Annotated in this window: 19 protein-coding genes; 9 read left to right on the plus strand and 10 right to left on the minus strand. The window is 43.7% G+C overall.

Annotated features, from left to right (window positions below; translation table 11 throughout):
- Window positions 1-21: 21 nt before the first annotated feature.
- Window positions 22-267, minus strand: coding sequence for a DUF3297 family protein (locus NH153_RS02995; protein ID WP_171037140.1), 246 nt, complete (start codon window positions 265-267; stop codon window positions 22-24).
- 85 nt (window positions 268-352) lie between these two features.
- Complete coding sequence (locus NH153_RS03000; protein WP_063700813.1) at window positions 353-817, minus strand: energy transducer TonB family protein; 465 nt, start codon at window positions 815-817, stop codon at window positions 353-355.
- A gap of 180 nt (window positions 818-997) precedes the next feature.
- Here NH153_RS03000 and NH153_RS03005 point away from each other — a divergent pair, with 180 nt between their 5' ends.
- Both NH153_RS03005 and NH153_RS03010 read left to right on the plus strand, forming a co-directional pair.
- Window positions 998-3,082, plus strand: coding sequence for a TonB-dependent siderophore receptor (locus NH153_RS03005; protein WP_063700816.1), 2,085 nt, complete (start codon window positions 998-1,000; stop codon window positions 3,080-3,082).
- The gene (locus NH153_RS03010; protein WP_063700820.1) at window positions 3,072-4,217 is read left to right on the plus strand and encodes an acetyltransferase domain-containing protein; all 1,146 of its coding nucleotides are present in this window, start codon (window positions 3,072-3,074) and stop codon (window positions 4,215-4,217) included. Before NH153_RS03005 ends, NH153_RS03010 begins: the two co-directional genes overlap by 11 nt.
- A gap of 63 nt (window positions 4,218-4,280) precedes the next feature.
- Here NH153_RS03010 and NH153_RS22000 read toward each other — a convergent pair whose 3' ends face one another.
- The 5 genes from NH153_RS22000 to NH153_RS03035 all read right to left on the minus strand — a co-directional run bounded on the left by NH153_RS22000 (window position 4,281) and on the right by NH153_RS03035 (window position 12,487).
- Window positions 4,281-9,227, minus strand: coding sequence for a S8 family serine peptidase (locus NH153_RS22000; protein WP_063700823.1), 4,947 nt, complete (start codon window positions 9,225-9,227; stop codon window positions 4,281-4,283).
- Between the two features lie 160 nt (window positions 9,228-9,387).
- The gene (locus NH153_RS03020) at window positions 9,388-10,506 is read right to left on the minus strand and encodes an ATP-binding protein (protein WP_063700826.1); all 1,119 of its coding nucleotides are present in this window, start codon (window positions 10,504-10,506) and stop codon (window positions 9,388-9,390) included.
- Window positions 10,507-10,578: 72 nt separating this feature from the next.
- Window positions 10,579-11,289: a response regulator transcription factor gene (locus tag NH153_RS03025; protein WP_063700827.1), complete on the minus strand. Its 711-nt coding sequence runs from the start codon at window positions 11,287-11,289 to the stop codon at window positions 10,579-10,581.
- Window positions 11,289-11,672 carry a DUF3019 domain-containing protein gene (locus NH153_RS03030; RefSeq protein ID WP_063700828.1) on the minus strand — a complete coding sequence of 128 codons (384 nt, stop codon included), beginning with the start codon at window positions 11,670-11,672 and terminating at the stop codon, window positions 11,289-11,291. The genes NH153_RS03025 and NH153_RS03030 overlap by 1 nt, the downstream gene beginning before the upstream one ends.
- A complete protein-coding gene (locus NH153_RS03035; protein ID WP_063700829.1) occupies window positions 11,672-12,487 on the minus strand; it encodes a MipA/OmpV family protein in 816 nt (271 codons plus the stop codon). Before NH153_RS03035 ends, NH153_RS03030 begins: the two co-directional genes overlap by 1 nt.
- 426 nt (window positions 12,488-12,913) lie before the next feature.
- On the opposite strand from NH153_RS03035, the gene tkt reads away from it, so the two are divergent.
- Complete coding sequence (tkt, locus tag NH153_RS03040) at window positions 12,914-14,914, plus strand: transketolase (RefSeq protein WP_054552267.1); 2,001 nt, start codon at window positions 12,914-12,916, stop codon at window positions 14,912-14,914.
- A gap of 284 nt (window positions 14,915-15,198) precedes the next feature.
- On the opposite strand, the gene tal is transcribed toward tkt, so the two are convergent.
- Window positions 15,199-16,152: a transaldolase gene (gene tal, locus NH153_RS03045; protein WP_054552268.1), complete on the minus strand. Its 954-nt coding sequence runs from the start codon at window positions 16,150-16,152 to the stop codon at window positions 15,199-15,201.
- Between the two features lie 231 nt (window positions 16,153-16,383).
- Here tal and NH153_RS03050 point away from each other — a divergent pair, with 231 nt between their 5' ends.
- The 6 genes from NH153_RS03050 to NH153_RS03075 all read left to right on the plus strand — a co-directional run bounded on the left by NH153_RS03050 (window position 16,384) and on the right by NH153_RS03075 (window position 24,214).
- Window positions 16,384-18,036 (plus strand): ribulokinase, encoded by a 1,653-nt coding sequence (locus NH153_RS03050; RefSeq protein ID WP_063700831.1) that lies wholly within the window; start codon window positions 16,384-16,386, stop codon window positions 18,034-18,036.
- Window positions 18,033-18,728: an L-ribulose-5-phosphate 4-epimerase gene (locus tag NH153_RS03055; RefSeq protein ID WP_054552270.1), complete on the plus strand. Its 696-nt coding sequence runs from the start codon at window positions 18,033-18,035 to the stop codon at window positions 18,726-18,728. The genes NH153_RS03050 and NH153_RS03055 overlap by 4 nt, the downstream gene beginning before the upstream one ends.
- Before the next feature lie 23 nt (window positions 18,729-18,751).
- On the plus strand, window positions 18,752-20,251 hold the full coding sequence (gene araA, locus NH153_RS03060; protein WP_054552271.1) for an L-arabinose isomerase: 1,500 nt from the start codon (window positions 18,752-18,754) through the stop codon (window positions 20,249-20,251).
- A gap of 136 nt (window positions 20,252-20,387) precedes the next feature.
- Entirely contained in the window at window positions 20,388-20,972 is a 585-nt protein-coding gene (locus NH153_RS03065) for an HAD family hydrolase (protein ID WP_063700833.1), read from the plus strand.
- Window positions 20,973-21,187: 215 nt separating this feature from the next.
- On the plus strand, window positions 21,188-22,255 hold the full coding sequence (locus NH153_RS03070; RefSeq protein WP_234003553.1) for an aldose epimerase family protein: 1,068 nt from the start codon (window positions 21,188-21,190) through the stop codon (window positions 22,253-22,255).
- Between the two features lie 12 nt (window positions 22,256-22,267).
- Window positions 22,268-24,214, plus strand: coding sequence for a family 43 glycosylhydrolase (locus tag NH153_RS03075; protein WP_240494347.1), 1,947 nt, complete (start codon window positions 22,268-22,270; stop codon window positions 24,212-24,214).
- A 471-nt stretch (window positions 24,215-24,685) separates the two neighbouring features.
- Here the strand turns inward: NH153_RS03075 and NH153_RS03080 are convergent, their stop codons facing one another.
- Complete coding sequence (locus tag NH153_RS03080; protein ID WP_063700843.1) at window positions 24,686-25,081, minus strand: DUF4019 domain-containing protein; 396 nt, start codon at window positions 25,079-25,081, stop codon at window positions 24,686-24,688.
- A gap of 174 nt (window positions 25,082-25,255) precedes the next feature.
- Complete coding sequence (locus NH153_RS03085; RefSeq protein WP_063700845.1) at window positions 25,256-25,690, minus strand: DUF4019 domain-containing protein; 435 nt, start codon at window positions 25,688-25,690, stop codon at window positions 25,256-25,258.
- Between the last annotated feature and the right edge of the window lie 28 nt (window positions 25,691-25,718).

The raw sequence follows: 25,718 nt of genomic DNA on the forward strand, positions 1-25,718 counted from the left end.
CAAGCTTTAGCCGACAAATCATTACTTGTAGAATACTTCTACAGTGCCTTTTACCTTTAATAGTAAAGGTTGGCCGCGGCGATCAAGCGCTTTTGGAGAAGCGACTTTGATCCAGCCTTCGCTGATATTATATTCTTCAACGTCAAAACGCTCTTTGCCGTTAAGTTTTACACCAATTTCATGCTCGAATACTTCTTCCACATAAAATTTACTACGTGGATTAATAGAAAGTTGGTTTGGTAATTCTGGTTTTTGTGTATCAGTCATAATTGCGATCTGCATTGAATAAATTGTGCGCCATTGTAGGCAATACCTCGCATTGGCTCAAGTATCTGTATGGCAAATTTATGCTTTACTCGCAGGCTTGTTCTGAATGCTCAACACACATAGCTATAGCTTCACTCTTTTTGTCGTAATCGAAGGTTAGGCAGTAATCAAAACGCATGGTTAGCTCAAGTGTTTGATCATCAGTACGTTCAGGCCATTGCCAATCTCTCACTATTTGCCTTGCTGCTTTTCTAACATCTTTACTAAAGCGCTTAGGTGCTGAGTTCTCGATATTAAGGTTTTTCACAACACCATCGGGAGTAACTGCAAAGTTAACAATCGCACAGCCACTACCTTGCTGATTAAGTAGTCCCGTTGGGTATTGTACATAAGGAATATGATCAAGACGTTGCCATGTTGGCTTACCTGTGGAGGTGTCGAGTACCTGTGCTTGAATATCAACAAAAGGGTTTCGGCCTGATAAATCAGGGTTAGCGAATGAACTTATAGATGTGCATACGAGCGTTAATGCGAAAAGTGATTTATACATAGTTTTCCCTAACTTGTTTGTTTTTTAGTCATTTATTAATACTAGTGATGAACTTGCATGATGTAAACATTAAAAAGATAGGTAAAAATTCTGTGCAAATGATTTGTTATACTATATCAATATGCTTATTTGTGTTATTTTATAACAAAACATTTCCCTTAATTACTACAATCAGACCTTATGAAGTACTCAACACTAAGTTTAGCCTTAGCTGCGGCGTTTGCAGCGAATACATACGCAGCTGATAACAGCGATATCGAAACAATCACCATTGAACATAAGCAAGCGTTTCGTGGTGATATTCCAACAAAAGATTTACCGCAATCGATCACCACATTAAGTAAAGACATGATGACTGATAACGGTATCACTAAGTTTCGTGATGCACTGGATTTTTCTGCCAGCATTACTCGCAAGAATAATGGTGGCGCGCTGTGGGATAGCTATTCAATTCGTGGTTTGTCGGGTAACGAAAATATGCCGTCTGGGTATTTAGTTAACGGCTTTAGTGGTGGACGCGGCTTTGCAGGCCCGCGTGATGTATCAAACATTGAATACATCGAAGTATTAAAAGGACCGGGCTCAGCACTCTATGGCCGTTCAGAGCCGGGTGGTACCGTAAACATTATTACTAAAAAGCCCCAGTTTTATCAGCAAGGGCAACTTCAAGCTGAGTTCGGTAGCGATGATCACAAGCGTATTCAAGGTGATTACACTAACGGTCTAAGCGATGATTTAGCGTTTCGTATCAATGGTGCATGGCAAGATAGCGATAGCTTTAGAGATTATGTGCACCACGACAAATTCGTGATTACGCCTTCGCTTTATTATCAAATCAACGATAACTCATCGCTGACTTATGAGTTTGAGTATGTTGACCAACAGCAAATGTATGACCGCGGTATTGTGGTGTTAAATGGTGATTTTGATACCGTACCTGAGTCACGCTTTTTAGGTAACCCAAATGATGCACCAACCAAAGTGCACTCACGCGGTCATCAATTAAATTACAGCAACGATCTAAACCAAGCTTGGAGCTTGTTATTAGGTGCTAGTTACCGTACTGCAACGCTAACGGGTTATTCGTCAGATGCTGAGCTTTCACCATCGCGTCAGTCATTATTTGATGATGGCAGAACTTTAACTCGCCAACACAGATACCGTGATTATGAGTCTGATGATTTATCGCTGCGCTTTGAATTAAGCGGTCATTTTGATGTTGCTGGTATCACCAACCATGTATTGATTGGTGTTGACGGTTACGACTATGAGCTGCGCACTGGGCTTTATCGCTACCGTGGTGGTAATGGCACTTACACCATTGATATTTATGAGCCAGAGTACAGCACCACTGAAGGCCCTGAAGTAAGCATGCAGTACGAAAATAACGAACAGCAAAATGCGTACGGTATTTACCTGCAAGACCAACTAGATCTAACCGATAACTTAAAAGTGATGTTAGGTCTGCGTTTTGATGAAATTGAGCAAGACATCTTTGAAACTAAGTCTGGTGTTGCATCAAACAGCAAAGAAAACCGCATTAGTCCACGTTTTGGTGTGGTTTACGCACTTAATGACGACATTAACCTTTACTCAAGCTATTCAGAAGGCTTTTTACCACTGAGCGGCACCGATGCCGAAGGTAATCCATTCGGTTTTGAAGAAAGCGACTCGTTTGAAGTGGGTATTAAATTTAGCTATGCCAACATTAGCGGTACGCTTGCTTACTTTGATGCAAGCAAGAGCAACATGCTGGTGGCAGATCCAGTAAATGTGGGTTATTCAACACCTGTAGGTAAAGCAAATAGCACAGGTTTTGAGTTAGATTTAACAGGTTCACTGGGTGACAATACCGAGTACACCCTATCTTATGCCTATGTGGATGCAGAGACTGCGACAGATAGTCTAAATGTTGACTGGTTAGTGCCAATTCCTAAGGGCAGTCCACTTGTGAACGTACCAAAGAATAACCTTTCGATTGGCTTAAACCATGACCTAAGTGTATTCGCACAAGACATAACGATTGGTGGTCATTATCAATATGTCTCTGACCGTTTGGGCGACCCGGCTGATCTCACTTTCCGATTACCTAGCTACCAAACCGTTGGTTTATTTGCTAAATGGCGAGCGACTGAACGTACTACAGTATCATTAAATGTCGATAACGTGTTTGATGAGCAGTATATTGCTAGTTCTTACAATGCATTGTGGGCCTATCCGGGGGCACCGACACAATTTAAACTTGGCGTAAGCTATGACTTCTGAACAAGTTAAAAGCCGTATTCACAGTATCGACATCATGCGTGGTGTCGTTATTCTGCTGATGTTACTTGATCATGTGCGAGAGCGCTTTTTCTTGCACATGCAGGTGGCCGATCCCATGGTGGTTGATACCACTTCGCCGGGGCTTTTTTGGAGCCGCTTTGCGGCACACTTTTGTGCGCCAACCTTTATCTTTTTAACCGGTTTGTCGGCGTGGCTTTATAGTCACCCAGCAAGTGGCGTGGCGCGTTCAGCACGAAGCTTTTTAATCAAGCGAGGGCTATTTTTAATCGCCCTTGAAGTGACCCTGATTTGTTTTTCGTGGATGGGTTACTACCACACTATTTGGCTGCAAGTGATGTGGGCGATTGGCCTTTGTATGCTGGTGTTAGCAGCATTGATTAAGCTGCCACGCAACCTATTGCTGGTGCTTGGTTTAGTTATTGTATTTGGTCATAACTTACTGACCCCTATCAGCTTTACGCCCGATGAGTTTGGTTACTCGCTGTGGACGATTTTGCATGACCGAGGCTATCTATCACAAGGTGGTTTAATCGACGTCAAAATTAGCTACCCAGTGTTGCCTTGGATTGGCGTAATTTTGTTGGGTTACTGTGCAGGTCCTTTATATGCACACACTCAATCGGCGGATTCGCGTAAACGAGCATTGCTGCTGTTAGCCCTGTTATGTGTGGGGTTATTTGCGCTGCTGCGTGGATTTAATATTTATGGTGAAACCTTGCCATGGCAAACGTTTAGCACCACAACCGAAACCATGATGTCGGTGTTTAACGTGACTAAGTACCCACCGTCACTGAGCTTTTTGCTGATCACGTTAGCGGGCATGTTTGTTGGCTTATGGTTATTTGAAAGACCGCTCAACCGCGTTACTAATGCGCTGAGAGTGTATGGTTCTGTGCCTATGTTCTTTTATATTTTCCACCTCTATGTACTGCTATTTATGTATCAAATAGGCATGCTGATCTGGGGGGCAAATCAAGGGCAATATTTAGGAGTCAGTGATATATCCGGTATTTGGTTTATTACTTTGTTGTTGGCAGTAGGGCTTTATTGGCCAACCAAGACGTTTAGTGAATACAAGCGTAAGGCTAACAAGCCTTGGTTAAAGTATTTATAACGAAAAATGCCGATATGCTAAGCATATCGGCATTACCTACTTACTATCCTAATTAACTAGTCCTTAGTTAATTCGAGATTTTTTACGACGAAGTGCCATCAGTGGTGCAACAGCTAGTAGTAACCAGCCGAATGAACCGCTTGATGATTTCTTGTCTTTTTCAATCTCAGCTTCTGGAATCACTGCCTCAGGGAAAGTACAGCTACCATCATCTGTATTGGCGCTTTCATCATAGTTAGATGCTGAGCTGTCAGTACAGCCGAGCTCTTCACCATCAGACATCACCGATAATACAAATGAACTCATTGCTGCATCAGTTGGGTTAACACTGTCGCTAACTTTTACTGTTACATCAATGTCACCATGGAAGTTCGTCGCTGGCGTGATAGTCACTGTGCTACCTGATGTGTGACCAGAGACTTCAAAAGTGAAGTTTTCACCTAACACGTCGATTTGGTTGCTCACTTGGTTTTCGTCAGCATAAAGCACGTCAAAACTAATCGATTCGTTCTCTGCCACTGACATATCCGTTAAGGCTGCCATTTCTAGGTTACCGATAACTTCAAGATCAAGGGTGATGGTTTCATCATCTGCGCCAACTAAACCATTTGTAAGAGATAGTTGATGCGTTTGATTCGCCGCTTGCTCACCAATGTATGCTTGGAATTTCACGTCAAACTTAGAAATTTCAGGGCCCGTGTAGTCAAGACAGACAACTAGTTTGTCGTGCAGTACTTCGTCCATATTGTTGAAACCGTACTTGTTACCAATGTTTAAATCGATAGGAATATCACCACTGATAAAGCCACGACCATCGGCAGCTTTCAAGCCGATAGAACCTTGTGCATCAACTAAGCTTAGGTTGTCATAAGCAAATAGTAGCTCGTATTCACCTGGCTCATAGTCAATGCCCATGCGCATGAACATTTCAACGTCAACAGATTGGCCTTCAGTTCTTGAACGCTGGATATTATCCCACTCAAGTACTAACCACTCACGCGATACTGTGTAAGTTGGTGTGATACCTGCGTTGGCGTCATAGTTACCGTAACCACCGTCAACACGCTCTGGGATCATGTTGTCACCAACCCAGAAAGGTGCGATTAGGTAAGGCGGCGGTGGCGGCTGAGTGTAACCCTCAGGCAGTTCAACGTGGAATGGCGTTGTACGGCCTTGCGAACCAAATGTGACTAAGCCAGCTGGGTTAAGTTTAATTGAGTCAAAGTGGTACTTATTAAAGAATGGGAATGACACATCAAGATTAGTGTTCATGATTTCTTTAAATGTGTACTCGAACTCGTTGTAGTAACGACCTTCAACACCTTCTAGTGTACGCCAGCCAAGCTCACGCAGTTCTAGGTAGTAAGGATCTGGTGAATGCGCCGATGTTAATGAACACATTTCGTCAGTGATGTTGGTGGTAATGTTATAATTACGCTCAACATTTTTAGTCGTTTCTTGTACGCCAACCAGTGCTAGTGCATTGCTATCTAGCATAGGTGTTACTGGCGTTGAGTTAGATGCGACAATGCTGTCAGGAACAATGTCTACGCCCACAGGGAACTCAGTGTTTAGAGCAAACTGACGAGCTTCATCTTCGTTATTCGCAATAACGCTGATTTCGAAGTCAACTAAGTCACCTACATATGCCTTGTTTTTGTTAGCAGTAAAGGTCACGTCTTTATCAACTTGCTCGATGATCACTGGTACGAAACCTAGGTTGCCAGCATCTTCAGGGTTGCTACCAATATCAAAGCCACCGAAGTAGATATCGCCAATTTCCATCTCAGGTAGGTTATAAGCAAGGTCAAGTTCAAGCTCGTCATAACCTGGTACGCTGCTTGGGCCTGTTACAGTGAGTGAGCCATTGTCTTCAGTGGTCACCGCTGTAGCAAACGATACTTCGATACCTTCATCAACTTCGCCATACGATAAAGTTTGTAGGCTCATGTATAACGTGAAGTACTCACCGGCTTCAGGATCAACAATGTTACAGAAGTTAGTTAGGGTGTAGCTAGTTGACATACATAGCGTTTCTTCATAAGACGCGATGCCATCACCGTTACTATCTTTACCCATGAAAACAAGTACACGTGATGTGTCGTTCATGACGCTTGCGCTTAGCATTTTTGCGTCTTCAGGCACTGTCGTCCACTGTATGTGGTTGTTGTTTACAGCGTCGCCTTCACCTTCAACCTCTACGCTATCGAATGGGTCGCCAGGTGTGGTGTCGTTGAATAGGTGTACTGTTTCAACTTGGCCTTTTACTAAGCCGTACGATTGTGTGGTTAAGTTGCTGATTTCATCAGTATTGAATGGACCAACCTTCATCGTTGCAGAACGGCGGTGTGCATCAATTTGAATATATTCAGGTAAACCAGTATCACCAGTGAAAGTCCATACAGGCATTTCTAAAATAGGTGATTCAGGGTTGCTTGAGGTCATCACGATTTGACCTTGGTTACCCGTGTAATCAACAATTTCTTGTGGTGTTGCTTGTTGGCTTGCTTCAACCGTAACAACAATGCTTTGTGTTTCACCTGCTTTGATATCAAAGTTGCTTGGCTCAACACTAATTTTGCTATTACCAATCCAGTTTTCTGTATGAAGTGTCCAGCTTGCGTCTTCTGTCGCCGTAAAGGTTCTGATAAACGTACACTTAAAGCCACAGTCATTATCAACCATGTAAGCTGTGTTTAGCGCTTTTTCGCGGCCACCTAGGCTTGGATTTGCAGCTGCCATGTTAGCAATGGTTTCATCAAGCAATAGGCCTGCTTTATCAGCACGCTCAACTTGCATTTTACCCGAACCCATTTCAGCAAGGGCAGCATCAAAGCCATCATCGGTGTAGTTGTTTAGGTACTGTGCTAAAGCAACTTGATTGTTTGCAGTTAACATCAATGCTGATTGAATTTGCATTGGTGTCCAATCAGGGTGAGATTGTTTTAACAATGCTGCCGCGCCTGCAACGTGTGGGCTTGCCATTGATGTACCAGACATTGATTGCCAGTCTGACGTCGCAGGGTTGCTGGTAAACGGTTGATCGTCTGATGATGGCGCATAGATATCAACACCCGGTGCAGCAACGTCTACAAGTAAGGTGTCAAAGCCAAAGTATGATGGACCACGGCCAGAGAAGTAAGCAATGCGGTCTTTATCTACGGTATCTACGGTGCCTTCGGTTGCTTCAATGGTACCCATGTGGCTGTCGCCAGTGCTTAACCATTCTAATAAGCTTTTACCATCGACGTTTTTAATGTGAATGGTCGGAATTGGGTATGTAACCGATGGAATTGTGTAGTTATCGTAAAATGATACATGGTTATAAATAATTAAACCTTCTGCACCACCTGCTTTTACGTTTAACGATTTTGAGTAAAGTGGGTAAGAGCTGCGCTTACATACAACAATCACGTCTTGCGCACTTTCATCGATAGCGGTTGTAGGATCATCCACTAAATCAAATGTACCTTCAGGGAATGGCTTGTCACAGTTGGCAAGTGCATAGCTTGAGCTTTCATTTGGATTTTCAAAATCAGTTGCAGGGAAAATCAAACCGGTTAACTCGTTAAAGTTAACGCCTGCGCCTGTGAATGGACCCGGTGCAGAAGTATCGCCATCAGTTAGGTTTTTAAGTTGTTTGTTACCAAAGTTTACTTTGGTTGAAGGGGTATGAGCTGCAACGGTGGTTACCCAAGGTGATGAGTGGTCAGCCGTTGAATATTCAGGGCCACTGTTACCTGCCGCTACCGCCACAAATACACCGCTTTCGGCCGCATTCATGAATGCTTGCTCAATTGGGTCGCTCCATGGATCTTCTTCAAGACCACCTAACGACGCATTCAGTACGTCAACATTATCAATCGCAGCTTGTTCAACGGCTGCTAAGATAGCGCTTGTTGGACAGCCCGCATAAGGGTCACCAGAACCACCCGGCCAACATACTTGGTATGAAATGATATTGGCGTGGGGTGCCATACCTGATACTTGCGGGAAAGTTACATTGGTTTCTAAACCAGATGATTGACTTTCATACTCAGTCAGTTTGTAAGGAATATCGTAAAGGATATTACCTGCTGCTGTACCGGCAACGTGTGAGCCATGGCTATGGTAGTCTTCACCATTTTCAGGGCGAGTCTCTTCAAATACGGAATCCACATAAGCTGCGGTGATCTCAGGGTAAGAATAAACACCAATTAGCTTGTCGTTACACAGATCAGCAAATTCAGCAGTTGCACAGTCACCTAGGTACTTGTCGCCTAGAGGATTGGTGTGAGTGTAACCATCGCCGCCTACAGCTGCGAATGATGGATGATCGGTGTTGATACCCGTATCAATGATACCGACAACCGTGCCTTCACCTTTGTTGCTGCTAGGGTTGCTAGCACTTGCGCTCCAAAGTGCAGAAGCACCTGTTTGCTCAATAGTATTAAACGTATTTAGGCTGTAGATTTTTGAGCGAGTGATCTTCTTAACACCTGCCACTTTAGCAAGGCGCTTTGCTTCATCTTGTGTCATTTTGGTGGTGAAACCGTTTAATGTCACATTGAATGTGCGCTCAACATTTAGGCTCAAGCCTTGCTGGCTCATCGCAGTACTCAGTACTGACTGGCGCTTACTTGCTAGGTGGTTAGCGTAAGTTGCGATAGCAGGCTGCGCCATATTAAGCGTTGAGCGCTTAGTTGCTTGTTGCGTCTGCATTACAACTTCTTTAGTGCTCGCAAGCCCTTTAACACCACCTTGGTAAGTCGAAATAGGTGCATCGTCCAGTTGCACGATATAAGTTTGAATACCACTAATATCTTTCTCTGGTGTGAAAACGCGGCTTTGTTTTTTAACTGTGTTGTTAACCTTGTCTTCCCACACAAATTCATTGGTAACGGTTTGCTTTGGCGCATAGCCTGCTGGCATTTCTGGCCATGCTTGGTCATTTAGCGCAGCAGCAGACGTACCTACACCTAAGTAAAGTGCAGATGCGACCATCACTGATACTTTTTTCATATTGAACATGTGATCTAACTTCCCTCGAAGGATTATAATTATGAGCTCGCGCTAGCGGCGAACGGTTGTAATCAGTAGGGATAGTGTTGAGTTGTGACTATAACATCAATGAAATGTAAACAATTGGCACACACTGTTACAGCTTGGTACATTTTTACCGAAAAACTGCTTATCGAAACAGAATACTTGCTCTTGCTCCGCTTAAGGTTTGCGCGTTATCTAAGCTAAATTTTGCGTTGTTCCACAGGCATAGCTGCTTAACGATTGATAAGCCAAGGCCAACACCTTGATAGCCTGTTTGGTGCACCGAAGCGGTTTTAGAAAATGGCTGCATGAGGCTGGCGCGCATTTTTTCAGGGATCCCCGGGCCATCATCTTCAATCACTAACAAAATGCCGTTTTCGTATTGTGAAACCTTGATATGGATTTGCGTTTTAGCAAAGCGAACCGCATTCCCGAGTAAGTTTTGCAATAAGCGTTGAAAGCTTTGTTTATCAACGCAAATTGCTGTTAATTCGCAGTCAAGACGAATAGCCAAAGGGCTATAGCTTTGAAACTTAGTAATGCAGGGCTGTAATAGTTCATTTGGGCAGTAGTCTTTCACTAACAAAGTGGGTTCGCATTGTTCAAGCTCGGCATAAGTTAAAAACTCTTCGACTAAAAGCTCAAGTTCAATAATGTCTTGCAACACACTGTGTCGGTAAGCGTTGTTATCAACGACTGCTTCGAGGGCGAATTTAGCCCGCGATATAGGCGTTAAAAAGTCATGGGAAACAGCATTGATTAATTCGCGTTGACTTTGATTCCGGTTATGAAGCGCTAATGCCATGTTATCAAAGGTATCGCCAATGCTTTTTAGCAAGCTAAAACGTGTGAAGTGCACTTGTGCTGTAAAGTCGGCATTAGACATTTTACTACTGGCTTTACGTAGCTTATTTAAGTCAAACAGTAGTGGGCCCGTAAAAATCACCACCGCTAAGGCAAGGCTAGAGTAAAACAGTAGGCTCACTAAAGACTGATAACCCTGATCAGCAGGTTGGCTGTATGGGCCTATGCTTAATAGGGTCTGTCTATCATCTGCAAGTTTATGAAAGTAAACATTGTTATTGGCATCGTTAACACTAATTACCTGACCTGCTAAAAGTGATGCCTGTAATTGTTCACCAAGGTAAAAGTTCGCCAGAGGTGTGTGTTTAATAGCAGGGTTATTGGGCGCAAGACTCAAGATGTTTTCTGCTAACTGCTGCTCTGTACTGTAACTCGGTGGGTTTGGAAAATAAGTTTCCAATAACCAAGCGGCACTTCCTAGACAAACGGCTAGGGTTAAATACAAATAACAAAACAGGCGTAGCAAACTGCATTAACCCCACGCTTGTGGAGAAAAAATGTATCCTTTACCCCAAACAGTGACGATTTTTTGTGCCGGCACCGCTTCGTCACCGAGCTTTTTGCGTAAGCGACTAATGCGGCCATCGATGGTGCGGCTTTGACCATCGTATTTACGACCAATGGTGCCATCAAATAATTGGTCTCGACTGACCAACTGGCCCGGTGATTTAGCAAGCTGGATCAAAATTTCGAACTCTGCACTGGTCAGTTCAAGTGGCTGGCTATGCAGGTAAGCTTCGCGCTGAATAGTATTAATACTCAACGAGCCAAAGCGAATATTATGGGCGTTGTGAGTGGTGCTTGTTGGTTTTATAGCTTGGCTGCGGCGAATCGTGTTATTTATTCGCGCTAATAAAATGGACGGGGAAACAGGTTTGGTTAGGTAATCATCGGCGCCTAGCTCAAGGCCAGTAATATGATCGACTTGGCTCTGCCTTGCGGTCATAAAAATAATTGGCGTATCTTGGTATTGTTTTAGTTCTTTAAAGATCTCAAAGCCATCTTCCGAGCCTAATCCGATATCGAGCAAAATTAAGTCGTATTTCTTACTACTTGCTTGGTAACAGGCATGGCAACCACTATCAAAGTGTTCAATGATATATCCATGATTGCTTAAATAATTAGAGACTAGCTGGGCAAGTTTTAAATCATCTTCAATATATAAAATAGTATGCTGGCTCATCAAAAAATACTCCATGCGATATCACGTCGGCGTTTTTTAACATGCTGGTGGAATAAACTAATTTCAGTGCTTTCTAGTGGTTCTAGCTGCTCGCTGAGTAGCTCTAACACAATGTTGCGATTGTTTTGCACTGTGATTGCAAAGTTCTGCCCTTGATTTGGCTTTTGGCAGAACAGCCTAATTTCTTGATCGGTAACGCGAATACACACTGTTTCGCTGACTTCGGTATACCAATTAATGGAGACATCCATCACGCAGTCTTGCTCTACCGTTACACAGTTTTCTGGTGTTGCTTCAATGTAGCCTGCTTGTGCAAATGTGCTGCCAACAAACGAAAGGCTGCAAATGAATAAGAGTGAAAAAAGCCGAGAGCGCAACATCATCAGTAATTCCACGCCAAGCCAGCATAAAAAGACAATAAGTTACGGTCATCAATAAGGGGGCTATCGGCGATACCTGAAGATAAGCGTTGGTATTTTACATCGCTTATGAATTGCCATTGTTGATTAAATTGATATTGATAGCTGGCTTTTAGATTGTATTTTTGACTGGAGTGGCCTAAAAAAGGGCTAAACCCGGCTCGTATCTCTTTTGCAGCACTGCCATAGTAGTAATCCACTAAACCGGCACTTAAATGCTGTATTTCAGCGCCGAGTAAAACTAGATGCTGATCAAACAAAAACAAGCGCTGTGCAGACAATGCGCCTTGTAACCCTTTGTGATAGTTGGTGAGCTCCATTGACCAATACGCGCTAAAACGCCAGCTTTGCCAGTCAACAATCGCTTCAATACCGCTCATGGCCGACAGTTTACGTTTTGATATTTTAGTAATATCACCGCGGCGTTTTATCACCACTGGTGCTTCAATGCTTGAACCGGGTGGTGGCGGTGTCATTGAAGGGCGGCCACTGGTTGTTCTAATTGCAGTTAGTGCTGCTGAGTGTTTGGCAAAATACAGCCCATCTTCATTGAGTTGGGTGAATAACGACACTTGATAATGATCGCCCCACACGGGTGTCCAAGCAAACTGAGTATTTGCAAATGAAAAGTCACCGGCAAATACTTCTATACGCGGTAGGGCATAAAGAGGAATGTCGTCTTTTTTATAAACTGGGTTGTCGAGTTGACCATAGCCTAGGCTTAAACCAAGGCTTACTCCTTCATCAGCTAAATACGCAGAGTCAGTGCTGCTTGCCATTGCTGAAAGGCAAAGCGCACTAATTAGAAATAAAGATCGTAGCCCAAGCGAGCAACTACCTAGAACAGTCACAAATAAACAACCTAAATGAAAAATCTCGTTAACATTAAGTTGTTATTAATGGCTTGAACAATGAAATAATGTACCAAATTGTAGCAAGGTCTGGTTTTTGTAATCTAAATTAGTTAAGGAAATTGCTTGATAAATAAGCATATTTCACTACTTTTGCTTGGTTATTTTGAGCGGTGTTGTCATCTCTTTAGTTAGAAAAAGTTATTAACAATAAAATGGTGTTAAAACCTGCGCTTAGCGGTACAAAATGGGCCTAAATACACGTCATTACTGGCATAGCGCTTTATTAAGTTGCTATTTGGATGAGTTTTTGCGATATTATTTATATTATAATATTAACAGGAAGCTAATAAGATGACTCTGCCTAGTTCTCAATCTGCAAATGCTATTCGCATACTTGCTGTCGATGCCGTTCAACAAGCTAACTCTGGCCACCCTGGTGCGCCGATGGGTATGGCTGATATTGCAGCGGTATTGTGGCAAAACTTTCACCGCCATAACCCATTAAACCCAGACTGGTCTAACCGTGACCGCTTTGTGTTATCAAATGGCCATGGTTCAATGCTTCAATATGCATTGTTACACCTTAGCGGTTACGACGTAAGCATTGAAGATATTAAGCAATTCCGTCAGCTTCACTCTAAAACACCGGGTCACCCAGAATATGGTTACACTCCGGGTGTTGAAACAACGACAGGCCCATTAGGTTCTGGTATTGCTAACGCAGTTGGTATGGCAATCGCTGAAAAAACCTTAGCGGCACAATTCAATAAGCCACAATTTGATATTGTTGATCACTTCACTTACTGCTTTATGGGTGATGGCTGTCTAATGGAAGGTATCTCGCACGAAGCATGTTCGCTGGCAGGTACGTTAGGTCTAGGCAAGCTAATCGCATTTTGGGATGACAATGGCATCTCTATCGATGGTGAAGTAGAAGGTTGGTTCACCGACGATACGCCTGCACGTTTTGAAGCTTACGGCTGGCAAGTTATTCGTGATGTTGATGGTCACGATATGAATGCAATTGCGGGTGCAATCGAAGCGGCACAAAGCAACACCACGCAACCAACATTAATCTGTTGTAAAACAGTGATTGGTTTTGGCTCGCCAAATAAATCAGGTAGCCACGACTGTCACGGTGCACCACTGGGTCACGACGAAATCGCAGCTGTACGTGAGCAGCTAAACTGGCCACACCCAGCATTTGAAGTTCCACAAGAGGTTTATAACGAGTGGAATACCCAAGCAAAAGGCCAAGAGCTTGAAGGTGCATGGCAGCAAAAATTTGCGGCTTATAGCAAAGCACACCCTGAACTTGCAAAAGAATATACACGTCGTGTTCTTGAAAAAGCATTACCAGCTAACTTCGCTGAATTAGCTGATGAGTACATTGCTAAATGCCAAGCCGACATGCAAAACATTGCGACACGTAAAGCATCACAAAATGCGATCACCTTCTTTGCTAACCAGCTTCCTGAACTAATGGGTGGCTCTGCCGACCTTGCTGGTTCTAACTTAACCTTATGGCCAGAAGCAAAAGGTTTACAAGATGCTGCTGATGGTAACTACGTGTTCTATGGCGTACGTGAGTTTGGTATGAGCGCAATCATGAATGGTATTGCATTACATGGTGGTTTCATTCCATTTGGCGCAACCTTCTTAATGTTTATGGAATACGCACGTAATGCTGTACGTATGGCAGCATTAATGAAAGCACAGAGCATTTTTGTGTATACCCATGATTCAATCGGTCAAGGTGAAGATGGCCCAACTCACCAACCAATCGAGCAAATCGCTAACCTTCGCATGACACCAAATATGACTGCATGGCGTCCGTGTGATGAAACTGAAACTGCGGTAGCTTGGCGCCAAGCGTTATTAAAAGAAACCGGTCCAAGTTCACTGATCTTCAGCCGTCAGGGTACAAAAGCGATGGCACGTGATGCACAGCAAGTTGCTGACATTGCTAAAGGGGGTTATGTACTTGTTGATAGCGAACAAGCTGCAGAGCTTATTCTTATTGCAACGGGTTCTGAGGTTGAACTAGCGGTGAATGCTGCTGCTGAATTAACAGCACAAGGCAAGCAAGTTCGCGTTGTATCTATGCCATCAACGAATCAGTTTGACAGCCAAGACAAAGCATACCGTCAAAGCGTGCTACCAGCGGGTACACCAAAGATTGCTGTTGAAGCTGCGCACCGTGACTTCTGGTTCAAGTATGTTGGCCAAGATGGTGATGTGCTAGGCATGGACACATTTGGTGAGTCAGCACCAGGCGCAGTACTGCTTGAGCACTTTGGATTCACAGTGGCAAACCTAGTTGCAAAAGCAAACGCATTACTTGCTGAATAATGTGACTGGCGAAAATTATCGTAATCGCAACACGATAAACCTACATTTGTGATGATGTGTAGGTAAGAATACCAATTCGCAATAATACTTAATCATTTTGAGGGATTAAACCTGTTGCTATCTGCGTTAAAAATTTCTGATTTAGAATAACTAAATAACGAAATTTTTGCCTTGCTATCAACGAGGTTTTATTGCCTCAAAATAGACTACTTAATTAAGCAAATTGGTATAAAAAAAGCCCGCAAACCTTGGTTTGCGGGCTTTTTGCTGCTTAAACAATCGGTTTAAACTAGTTCGCTTAAGATTGACTCTAGTTTCTCTTGGTCAATTGCGAATTGACGAATACCTTGGCTTAGCTTTTCAGTTGCCATAGCATCTTCATTCATTTCCCAGCGGAAAGCTTGTTCAGTCATTGCAGCTGGCGCTTCTGCTTTTTCTGTTGCTGGTAATAGTTTTTGAGTTAATGGTGCGTCAGTTGCAGCTAGTTCAGCAAGTAACTTAGGGCTGATAGTTAAACGATCACAACCTGCTAATTCTTGGATTTCACCGATGTTACGGAAGCTTGCGCCCATTACAATCGTTTCGTAGCCGTGCTTTTTGAAGTAGTTGTAGATATGCGTTACTGACTTAACGCCCGGATCGTTAGCACCGTCGAAATCAGCGCTTGCATCTTGTGCTTTGTACCAGTCAAGAATACGACCAACGAATGGTGAAATTAGGTAAGCACCCACTTCGGCACAAGCACGTGCTTGAGCAAATGCAAATACCAGCGTTAGGTTACAACGGATACCTTGCGCTTCAAGTACCTTGGCTGCTTGAATACCTTCCCATGTTGAAGCAATTTTGATTAACACGCGCGATGTGTCGATGCCTTGCTCTTTATATAAAGCAACAAGCTCAAGTGCTTTATCAATGGTTGCTTGAGTATCAAATGATAAACGCGCATCCACTTCTGTTGAAACTAAACCCGGCACTTGCTCCATTAATTTAGAGCCAATTAATACCGCTAGCTTGTCGGCTGCTTTTGTTACAACTTCAGCTGCGTCACTGCTTTGTGCTTTTGCCCATGATACGGCTTCGGCAGCAAGTGGGCGATATTTCTCAATTTGAATCGCGTTTAAGATTAGTGATGGGTTTGTTGTTGCATCTTGCGGTTTATATTCGTTGATTGCTTCAAAATCACCCGTGTCAGCAACAACGGTTGTCACTGCTTTAAGTTGTTCTAATTGACTAGACATAGTTATCCCATTCTTATCATACAAAAGTTAATGTAGTGGCTTTAACCTATTATTTGTGCTGAAAAAACAATCTAATCTTCCAGAGAAACTGCGCAATAAATCGCCCGCCAGCAGCAAATAATCCTGTTAATAATATTTTTATAATACCTTTACAATCTGGTATTGTTGATATTATCATACAAATAAAGATAATGACTAACAATGTTAGTAAGCAATTAGTGAAAGGTAATTATGTCTCGTTATACGTTGGGATTAGACTACGGGTCAGACTCGGTAAGAGCATTACTCGTTGATGTTGCGACTGGTGAAGAACTTGCCAGCCATTTAGTAAACTACCCGCGCTGGGCACAAGGCTTATATTGTGACCCAAGTAAGGATCAGTTTCGTCAGCATCCACAAGACTATATTGATAGCCTTGTAGAAGTAGTAAATGGTCTATGGTCACAAGTTCCAGCGGGTACTGCAGACAAAGTAGTGGGTATGAGCTTTGATACAACTGGCTCAACGCCTGTGGCAATTAATAGCCAAGGTACACCACTGGCATTAACTGAAGAATTTGCAGAAAATCCAAATGCGATGTTCATTTTGTGGAAAGACCATACGTCTATTAAAGAAGCAAATGAAATCACTGCAGCTGCCACTAACAACGATGTGAACTACCTTTCACACATGGGCGGTATCTACTCTTCTGAGTGGTACTGGGCCAAAGCATTACATATTTTCCGCGTTGATAGCAGTGTAAAAGCAGCCACTTATTCATGGGTTGAACACTGCGATTGGATGACCGCGCTAATGTGCGGCACAACGCACCCTGAAGTATTAAAGCTAGGGCGTTGTGCAACGGGCCACAAACAAATGTGGAACGAGCAGTGGGGCGGTTTCCCACCAAACAGCTTCTTCAGCAATATCGATCCACTATTAGATGGTGTTGTTGATACGTTAAATGCAACTACAGAGCCAAGCGATCAAGTTGCTGGCAACTTAACTGCTGAGTGGGCCGAGAAGCTTGGTTTACCACAAGGTATTGTTGTTGGTTACGGTGCATTTGACTGTCACATGGGGGCAGTAGCAGCCAATGTTCGCCCTGGTGTTCTAACTAAAGTAATGGGTACTTCAACCTGTGACATCACTGTAACGTCTCAAGAGCAGCTAGGTGATACTTGCGTTAAAGGTATTTGTGGTCAAGTTGACGGCTCAGTGATCCCTGGAATGGTTGGCTTAGAAGCTGGTCAATCTGCGTTTGGTGATTTATACGCATGGTTCAAGAACCTAGTACTTTGGCCAACTCGCCAACTTACAAATCTATCTGACGCTGAGCAAGCGTTAGTTAACAAGCTAGAAGACTCAATCTTAGTTGAGTTATCAAAAGCGGCAGCTGCATTGCCTGTAACAAGCAACGATGTAACGGCGCTTGATTGGGTAAATGGTCGTCGTACGCCAGATGCTGACCAAAGCGTTGCCATGGCATTAACAGGCTTAAAAATGGGCACCGATGCACCTAAGTTCTTCAAAGCGCTTGTTGAAGCAACTGCGTTTGGCGCACGTGCTATCACTGAGCGCTTCCGTAGTGAAGGCGTACCAATCGAGTCAGTGGTTGTTATCGGCGGTATCTCTAAAAAATCAGACTACGTAATGCAAACTTGTGCTGATGTTTGGAACTGTCCAATCGACGTTTTAGAAAGTGAGCAAAGCTGTGCATTGGGTGCGGCAATTATGGCTGCGGTTGCTGCAGGTGAGCACGCAACAGTGGCTGATGCTCAAAAAGTAATGGCGTCGTCAGTGTGTCATCAGTACCTACCAAACCCTGAGCGCGTTGCTGTGTATGACGAGCTTTATGCTAACTACCAAGCACTTGCAAGCTATGTAAACGGAGACAAAGCATGAGTTTTACTGAACTAAAACGTGAAGTCTATGAAGCGAACATGGAGCTGCAACGTCGTGGCTTAGTAATTTATACCTTTGGTAACGTATCGCAAATCGACCGCGACAAAGGCGTAATCGCGATTAAACCAAGTGGTGTATCGTACGACCAAATGAAAGCTGACGACATGGTGATCGTCGACCTTGAAAACAACATTGTTGAAGGGTCTATGCGTCCGTCTTCTGACACTAAAACACATGTTCATTTATATCGCCACTTCGATGCAATTGGCGGTGTAACACACACGCATTCGACCTATGCAACTGCATGGGCGCAAGCAAAACAAAGCATTCCTTGCCTTGGCACAACTCACGCTGACTATGTACACGGTGACATCACCTGTACTCGTGAGCTAACCGATGAGCAAGTGAATGGCGATTATGAATTAGAAACCGGTATTCAAATTACTGATGCGTATCAAGACCGCGATCCGAAAGCTGCACCTATGGTGATTGTTGCGGGTCATGCGCCTTTCACGTGGGGTAAAGATGCCGCTCAGTCTGTATACCATGCCGCGCTACTCGAAGAGATTGCACGCATGGCGTATTTAACACGCACTTTAGATCCACACGCAGCTGAACTTAAAAAAGCAGTGATGGATAAACATTATCTACGTAAGCACGGTAAAAACGCGTATTACGGTCAGAGCAAATAGCAAGAATTTAGAGGATTATTAACATGACGACGATGACGAAAGAAGTCTGGTTTGTTACCGGCTCACAACATCTTTATGGTCCTAAGGTGTTAGAAACGGTTGCCAAAGACAGCGAAGCAATTGTAGCGGGCTTAAACAGCGAAGCGAACTTACCAGTAAACTTGGTATGTAAGCCTACCGTTAAGTCACCTGAAGAAATTCACGCTGTTTGCCAAGCGGCAAATACGGATCCTAACTGTGTTGGTTTAGTTTTATGGATGCACACTTTCTCACCTGCGAAAATGTGGATTGCTGGCCTAAGCGAATTACGTAAGCCTTGGTTACACCTTCATACTCAGTTCAACGCAGCCCTTCCTTGGTCTGACATCAACATGAACTACATGAATACGCACCAAAGTGCACACGGTGACCGTGAGTTCGGTTTCATCGGTACTGTAATGCGTAAAGAGCGTAAAGTTGTTGCAGGTCACTGGCAACGTGCTGACGTACAACAGCAGTTAGATGACTGGTGTCGTGCGGCAAAAGGTTGGGCAGAAAGCCAAACACTTAAAGTTGCGCGTTTTGGCGACAACATGCGTCAAGTTGCGGTGACTGAAGGTAACAAAGTTTCAGCGCAAATTACTTTTGGTTATGAAGTACACGCGTTTGGTGTCGCTGAGCTTGTAAAAGTGGTTGATACAATCACAGAAGACGAAATCGATGCACAGTTAGAGCTATATAAGCAAGACTACGTAATTGCTGACGAAACTCTACAAGACGATTACGCAGTGAAAATGCTACGCAACGAAGCACGTTTAGAGCTTGGTATGGAGCGTTTCTTAGAGAAAGGTGGCTTTAAAGCATTCACAAACTGTTTTGAAGACTTATCAGGTCTTTCTGGTCTTCCGGGTCTTGCTACACAGCGCCTAATGTCGAAAGGCTATGGTTACGGTGGTGAGGGTGACTGGAAAACAGCTGCTATGGTTCGCATCATGAAAGTAATGGGTGAAGGCCGTGAAGGTGGTTGTTCATTCATGGAAGATTACACTTACAACATGGGTGAGACTGACCAAGTACTTGGCGCACACATGTTAGAAGTGTGTCCTTCAATTGCAGCGCAAAAACCACGTCTTGAAGTTCACCAGCACACTATTGGTGTGAAATGTGATGTAGGTCGTTTATTGTTTACTGCAAAACCAGGTGCTGCAATCAACGTATCACCAATTGATATGGGTAACCGTTTCCGTATTCTAATTAACGAAGTAGACACAGTGGCTCCGCCAGCTGATTTACCTCACTTACCTGTTGCTTCAGCGCTTTGGGAACCAAAACCAAATCTATCTGTAGCATCAGCTGCATGGATCCACGCCGGTGGTGCACACCACACTGCATACAGCCAAGCAGTAACAACCGATATGATTATCGATTTTGCTGAAATGGCTGGCGTTGAAACGATGATCATCGATAACGATACGACGATCCGTGGTTTCAAAACAGAGCTTCGTCATAACGCAGCTTACTACATGCTAAAACGTGGCCTGTAAGAATTAGTACTTTATGTACTAGAACGTGCTGTGTGTGAGCACGTTCACCCCAAATTTTGTTGTCGATTAAGCCAGTGATGAGCCACGCTCTTCGCTGGCTTATGCTATTGTGAAGCTAAACATTTTAGGAGTAGATATGATCGATTTAAGCGCCTACCAAGGCATTATTTTTGATATGGATGGCACCTTAATTGACTCAATGGGCAGTCACTTACAGGCATGGCAGAAAGCTTGCGAAGCCTATGGGTATCCATTCGATTACGACTACATGTATAGCTTAGGCGGCATTCCGACCGTTAAAACAATTGAAATGCTTAACGAAAAATTTGGTTTAGATCATGACCCTTTGGTTGTGGCAAAAGATAAACACCAGTTTTGGGTTGATTTACAACATCATCCACTAGTGATTGACGAAACCGTCGCAGTACTTGAAAAGTACCATGGTGTATTGCCAATGGGTGTGGGCACGGGGGCTGACCGCGAGCATGCAATTGATCATCTAACAGATACGAATTTAATTAATAAAATTGGTGCCTTAGTGACTGCCAGTGATGTTAGTAAAGGCAAGCCGAACCCAGAAACATTCTTAAAAGTAGCAGCGCTTTTAGGTGTTGAACCAAGTCAATGTGTGGTGTTTGAAGACACACAAATTGGCTACCAAGCCGCCAAAAGTGCGGGGATGGATTGCATCATGGTGAAAGACGGCAAAATCCAACTTTAGCGATTAAATTTGCAATGACACCTGTATTTGTATTATAAAACTATAAATACAATTACAAAAAGGTTATTCATATGTCATTGCAATGTGTTTTCCAAGGTTTAAAAACAACTCATCAAACAGCCAGTTCGAACACGAAAAAGTCGCGCGGGCTTTATGCATTGTTGGTGACATGTGGGATTGCCCTTACACCAGCGTGTGCTCATCAAGGAGACAATATGACGACTTCCCCTTCAGCATCAATGACGGCCTATGGCGTACTTGCTGATCAAACGCCAGTTAATCAAGTAACGCTGACTAACAGCAATGGTATTAGCGTTGATGTGATCAACTACGGCGGCATTATCACGCGTATTGAAACGCCAGATGCAAAAGGCGAAATGGGTAATATTGTACTGGGTTTAGATAACCTAGAAGCGTACACAAAAGCGACAACTTACTACGGTGCAATCATCGGTCGTTTTGGTAACCGTATCGCAAACGGTAAATTCACCTTAAATGGCACTGAATACCAATTAGCGACTAACGATGGTGACAACCATTTACATGGTGGTGTGCAAGGTTTCGACAAAAAAGTGTGGAACATGACACCGTTCACGACGCAAAACAGCGCAGGTGTAACCTTAAGTTTAGTGAGCCCTGATGGTGACCAAGGTTACCCGGGTGAAGTGACGACAGAAGTGACTTACACGCTAACGAACAACAACACGCTAGATATGCAGTTTATTGCTACAACAAGCAAGCCGACCATAATCAATATGACGCAACACAGCTACTTTAACCTAGCGGGTAAAGGCGACATTCTTGATCACCAAATGCAAATTAACGCAAAAGCAATTACGCCTGTGGATGGCGGCTTGATCCCAACTGGTGAGTTGATGGATGTGGCTGGCACACCGTTTGACTTCCGTACTGCTAAAGCAATCGGTCAAGATATCAAAGCAAGCAATGAACAACTGAAACTTGGTAAAGGTTATGACCATAACTTTGTGCTTAAAGACACGCCAAGCAATGAACTTGTTGAAGCGGCGACGGTTTACGAAGCAAACTCAGGCCGTACGTTAACAGTTTACACAGAAGAGCCTGCAGTACAGTTTTATTCAGGTAACTTCTTAGACGGTAGTACTCAGCAAGCGTCTGGCTTAGTGCATAATTTTAGAAGTGGTTTTTGTTTAGAGCCACAGCATTTCCCTGATGCACCTAATCAGCCAACGTTCCCAAGCACAACATTACTGCCAGGTGACGTGTATTCAACACGCATCGTGTACGAATTTGGTACAAAATAAAGGAACACAAACGTGAAAACAACAAAGCTTAAAAGCGCAATGCAAAAGGCTGGCTTAGCTAGCCTATTTGCCTTGTCGTTTGGCGCTCTGACGGGCTGTCAGACTACGGCTGGAGACAACACAGCCAAAGCAGATGTCGCAGCCACAGCAAAAGCGCCAATTCAAGATGATGGTATTTTTACTAATCCTCTTTTCCCAAATGGCGCCGATCCATGGCTTGAGTATTGGGATGGTAACTATTACCTAACTACAACAACGTGGACTTCTGAGTTAGTGATGCGTAAATCACCAACATTAGCGGGCCTTGCTGATGCAACACCTATCAATGTTTGGTCTGATTCGAACCCTGAGCGTTGCTGTAACTTCTGGGCGTTTGAATTCCATCGTCTAAAAGGGCCAAACGGCTACCGTTGGTACATGATGTACACAGCCGGTACTGATGGCACTTTAGATAACCAACACTTAAACGTATTAGAAAGTGCCGGTGACGATCCTATGGGTCCATACGAATACAAGGGCGCATTAATGCCTAACGTATGGAACATCGACGGTAACTACCTAACATACAAAGACAAGCTATATGTAATTTACTCTCAATGGCAGGGCGATCAGCAATTAAACATTATTGCTGAAATGGAAAACCCATGGACTCTGAAGAAGAACTCACCGCATACGGTGATCACGCGTCCTGAGCTAGATTGGGAAATCAGTGGTCGTAAAGTAACTGAAGGCGCTGAAATTTTACAGCACAATGGCCGTACGTTTATGACGTACTCAGCAAGCTTCTGTAATACTCCTGATTACAAACTAGGTATGCTTGAGCTTGTTGGTGACGATCCGCTTAAAGCGAGCAGCTGGAAAAAATACGAAAAGCCAGTATTTGAGCGTACAGAAGAAGTGTTTGGCCCAGGTCACAACGGCTTTTTCACATCGCCAGACGGCACAGAAGATTGGTTAGTTTATCACGGTAATGATTCGGTAGAGCACGGTTGTAGTGCGACGCGTTCATTACGTGCGCAAAAATTCACTTGGAACGACGATGGCACACCAAGCTTTGGTAAACCATTAACACCAGGCGTTGAAGTAGCTCCGCCATCAGGTGAATACGGCCCACTGGTAACGCGAGTGCAAGGTCAACGTTACCAATTAGTGAATGCAACAAGCGGCTTATGTTTAGACATTGCAGCTGATCCACAAGATGCACGTGCAGTTCAACGTCAGTGTGCAAGCACCAATGGTCAATGGGTTATTGATGCAACAACAGATGGTTTTGTTCGTTTAGCTAACCGTGAAGACAGCAAGTTCTTAGAGCTTGAAAGCTGTAATGACGCAGATAACGCTAAAGTACAATCTGCAGCATGGCGCAATAACTTCTGTCAGCAATGGAAAGTAGCACCAAGTACAGATGGTAATGTCTCTATTACTAACCGTTACACAGGCAAGCCATTAGCGGTTGCTGGTTGTTCTGCCGCACAAAACCAAGCGGTTTTACAGCAAAGCGACGCAACAGCGTGTGGCGACTGGCAATTACGCCCTATGGGCAGTGTTGTCGTATTAAGCCAACAAAGTGGTAAAGCACTTAGCGTGGCTGGTACGGTTAAAGCGGGTACCAATGTTGAGCAACAAGCTTTTACGCATAAAGATGCACAGCAATGGTTCTTCACACCAACAGATACAGGCTATGTAAGCCTTAAACAAAGCGCTGATAGCGAGTTCTGTGCTGCGGTAGCTGATAACGCCTTAGTACCAGGTGCCAACGTAGAAATGGCGTCTTGTGCAGCGAAAACAGCACAGTGGCGTATTGCTCCGGTAGAAGGCGGTGGTGTTATGCTGATCAACCGCTACACAAAACAAGCGCTTGGTTTAAGTAACTGTGGTTTAGCTGAAAACACTAACTTCGCACAACAACCTGATTTAGGTAACAAGTGCCAAGTGTTCCATCTGCGTGAACCAAATTAAGTTATAAGTAAAAAATCGACTCAACCAAAGCCACTTCATTTATGAGTGGCTTTTTTTATAGCCTTCAGCCTTCAGCTGTCAGTTTTTAGCTGAGCGGTGGAGGATGTTGGTGATATGTCTGTCTGATCGTAGGGTGTTGATTTCATGACGCGCCAAGCAAGCGTGACACCTACCGCATTACTTACCTGTTCATTCTTCGGGTAGGTTGGTTTGAGCGAAGCGAAAGCCAACATAATCCATCTACACCTTTTCATGCCCTACATTGCATATAAAACCCCACGTAGGAGGTACTTTAGTGCCGAATTTTGTCCATCACATAATCTTCACGACTAAAGCCGTTCTACAATGCACTCCTAGAACCTAGAACCTAGAACCTAGAGCCTAGAACCTAGAGCCTAGAACCTAGAACCTAGAACCTAGAACCTAGAACCTAGAACCTAAAACCTAAAACCTAAAACCTAAATATAACCCCTAATTAATAAAATAACCGATAGGTTGCCATTGGCCACTACGTTTGCTGAGGCTAACTGTTTCAACAGCATGATCTTTATTCATAAATTGGCTTTGAAACTGAATGATTACGTATTCGCCATCAGGTGTTCCGGGCAAAGAGTCGTAATTCATCAGGCTTAAATTCTTACGTAAAACCACCTTGCCAAGCGGTACCCGAACTTGTTTTAACGCTTTACTCCAGTTGCTTTGTGGCATTGTTTGTTTAAATAATGAGTCTGCTTGCTGCCAACTTTGCTGATACTGACCGTTGTCGATTAACGCAAGCCAGCTTTTAGCGCGATGAATAACTTCGAGCTCCTCAGCATGTGCACAAAAGCAGCTTAAAAAAATGATTAGTAAGAGCGTTTTTCTCATAGCAATTCCATTTACTTGTTGTTTATTTAGTACGTCTTGAAGTGTTTTTATGTTACGACGACGAACAATAAATACTATTCATCAATTGTGCGGTTTATTTTCCCGCAGATACGTATTTTGACTGCCGATAACTCTTACAGCACAAAGCCTAAGGGCGCTTTGCGCTGCTCTATACTAATCGATCAGATAGCCTAATGGGTGCCAGCCATCGGCGGCTTTGCTAAGGCTGAGTGTTTCAACAACTGCCTCTTTATTCATAAACTCGGTTTGAAACTTGACTACTAAATACTCACCATTTGGCAGGCCGGGTAATGAGCTATACTCTGCTGTGCCAAAATAGGTGCGAGACATAACTCGGCCTAAAGGAACGCGTATTTGATCTAAGGCTGTTTGCCAGCGAGCTTTGGGCGTGTTGTTTTGAAAAACCTGATCAGCTTGCTGCCAGCTCTCGTGGTATTCTCCAGAATCAACCAAGGTTAACCATGCTCTTGCTGTTGAGATAGGGCTTGTTTCTTCAGCTGAGGTGAAAAAGCACACCAATAACGATGCCAGTAAAAACAGTTTTTGTAGCGTAAATCCATTTACAGAAAGTAATAAAATTTGACGCATAAGACGCCCTCACTTCGTTCATAGGGTG

The organism is Pseudoalteromonas gelatinilytica (assembly GCF_001641615.1).
Taxonomy (GTDB): Bacteria; Pseudomonadota; Gammaproteobacteria; order Enterobacterales; family Alteromonadaceae; genus Pseudoalteromonas; species Pseudoalteromonas gelatinilytica.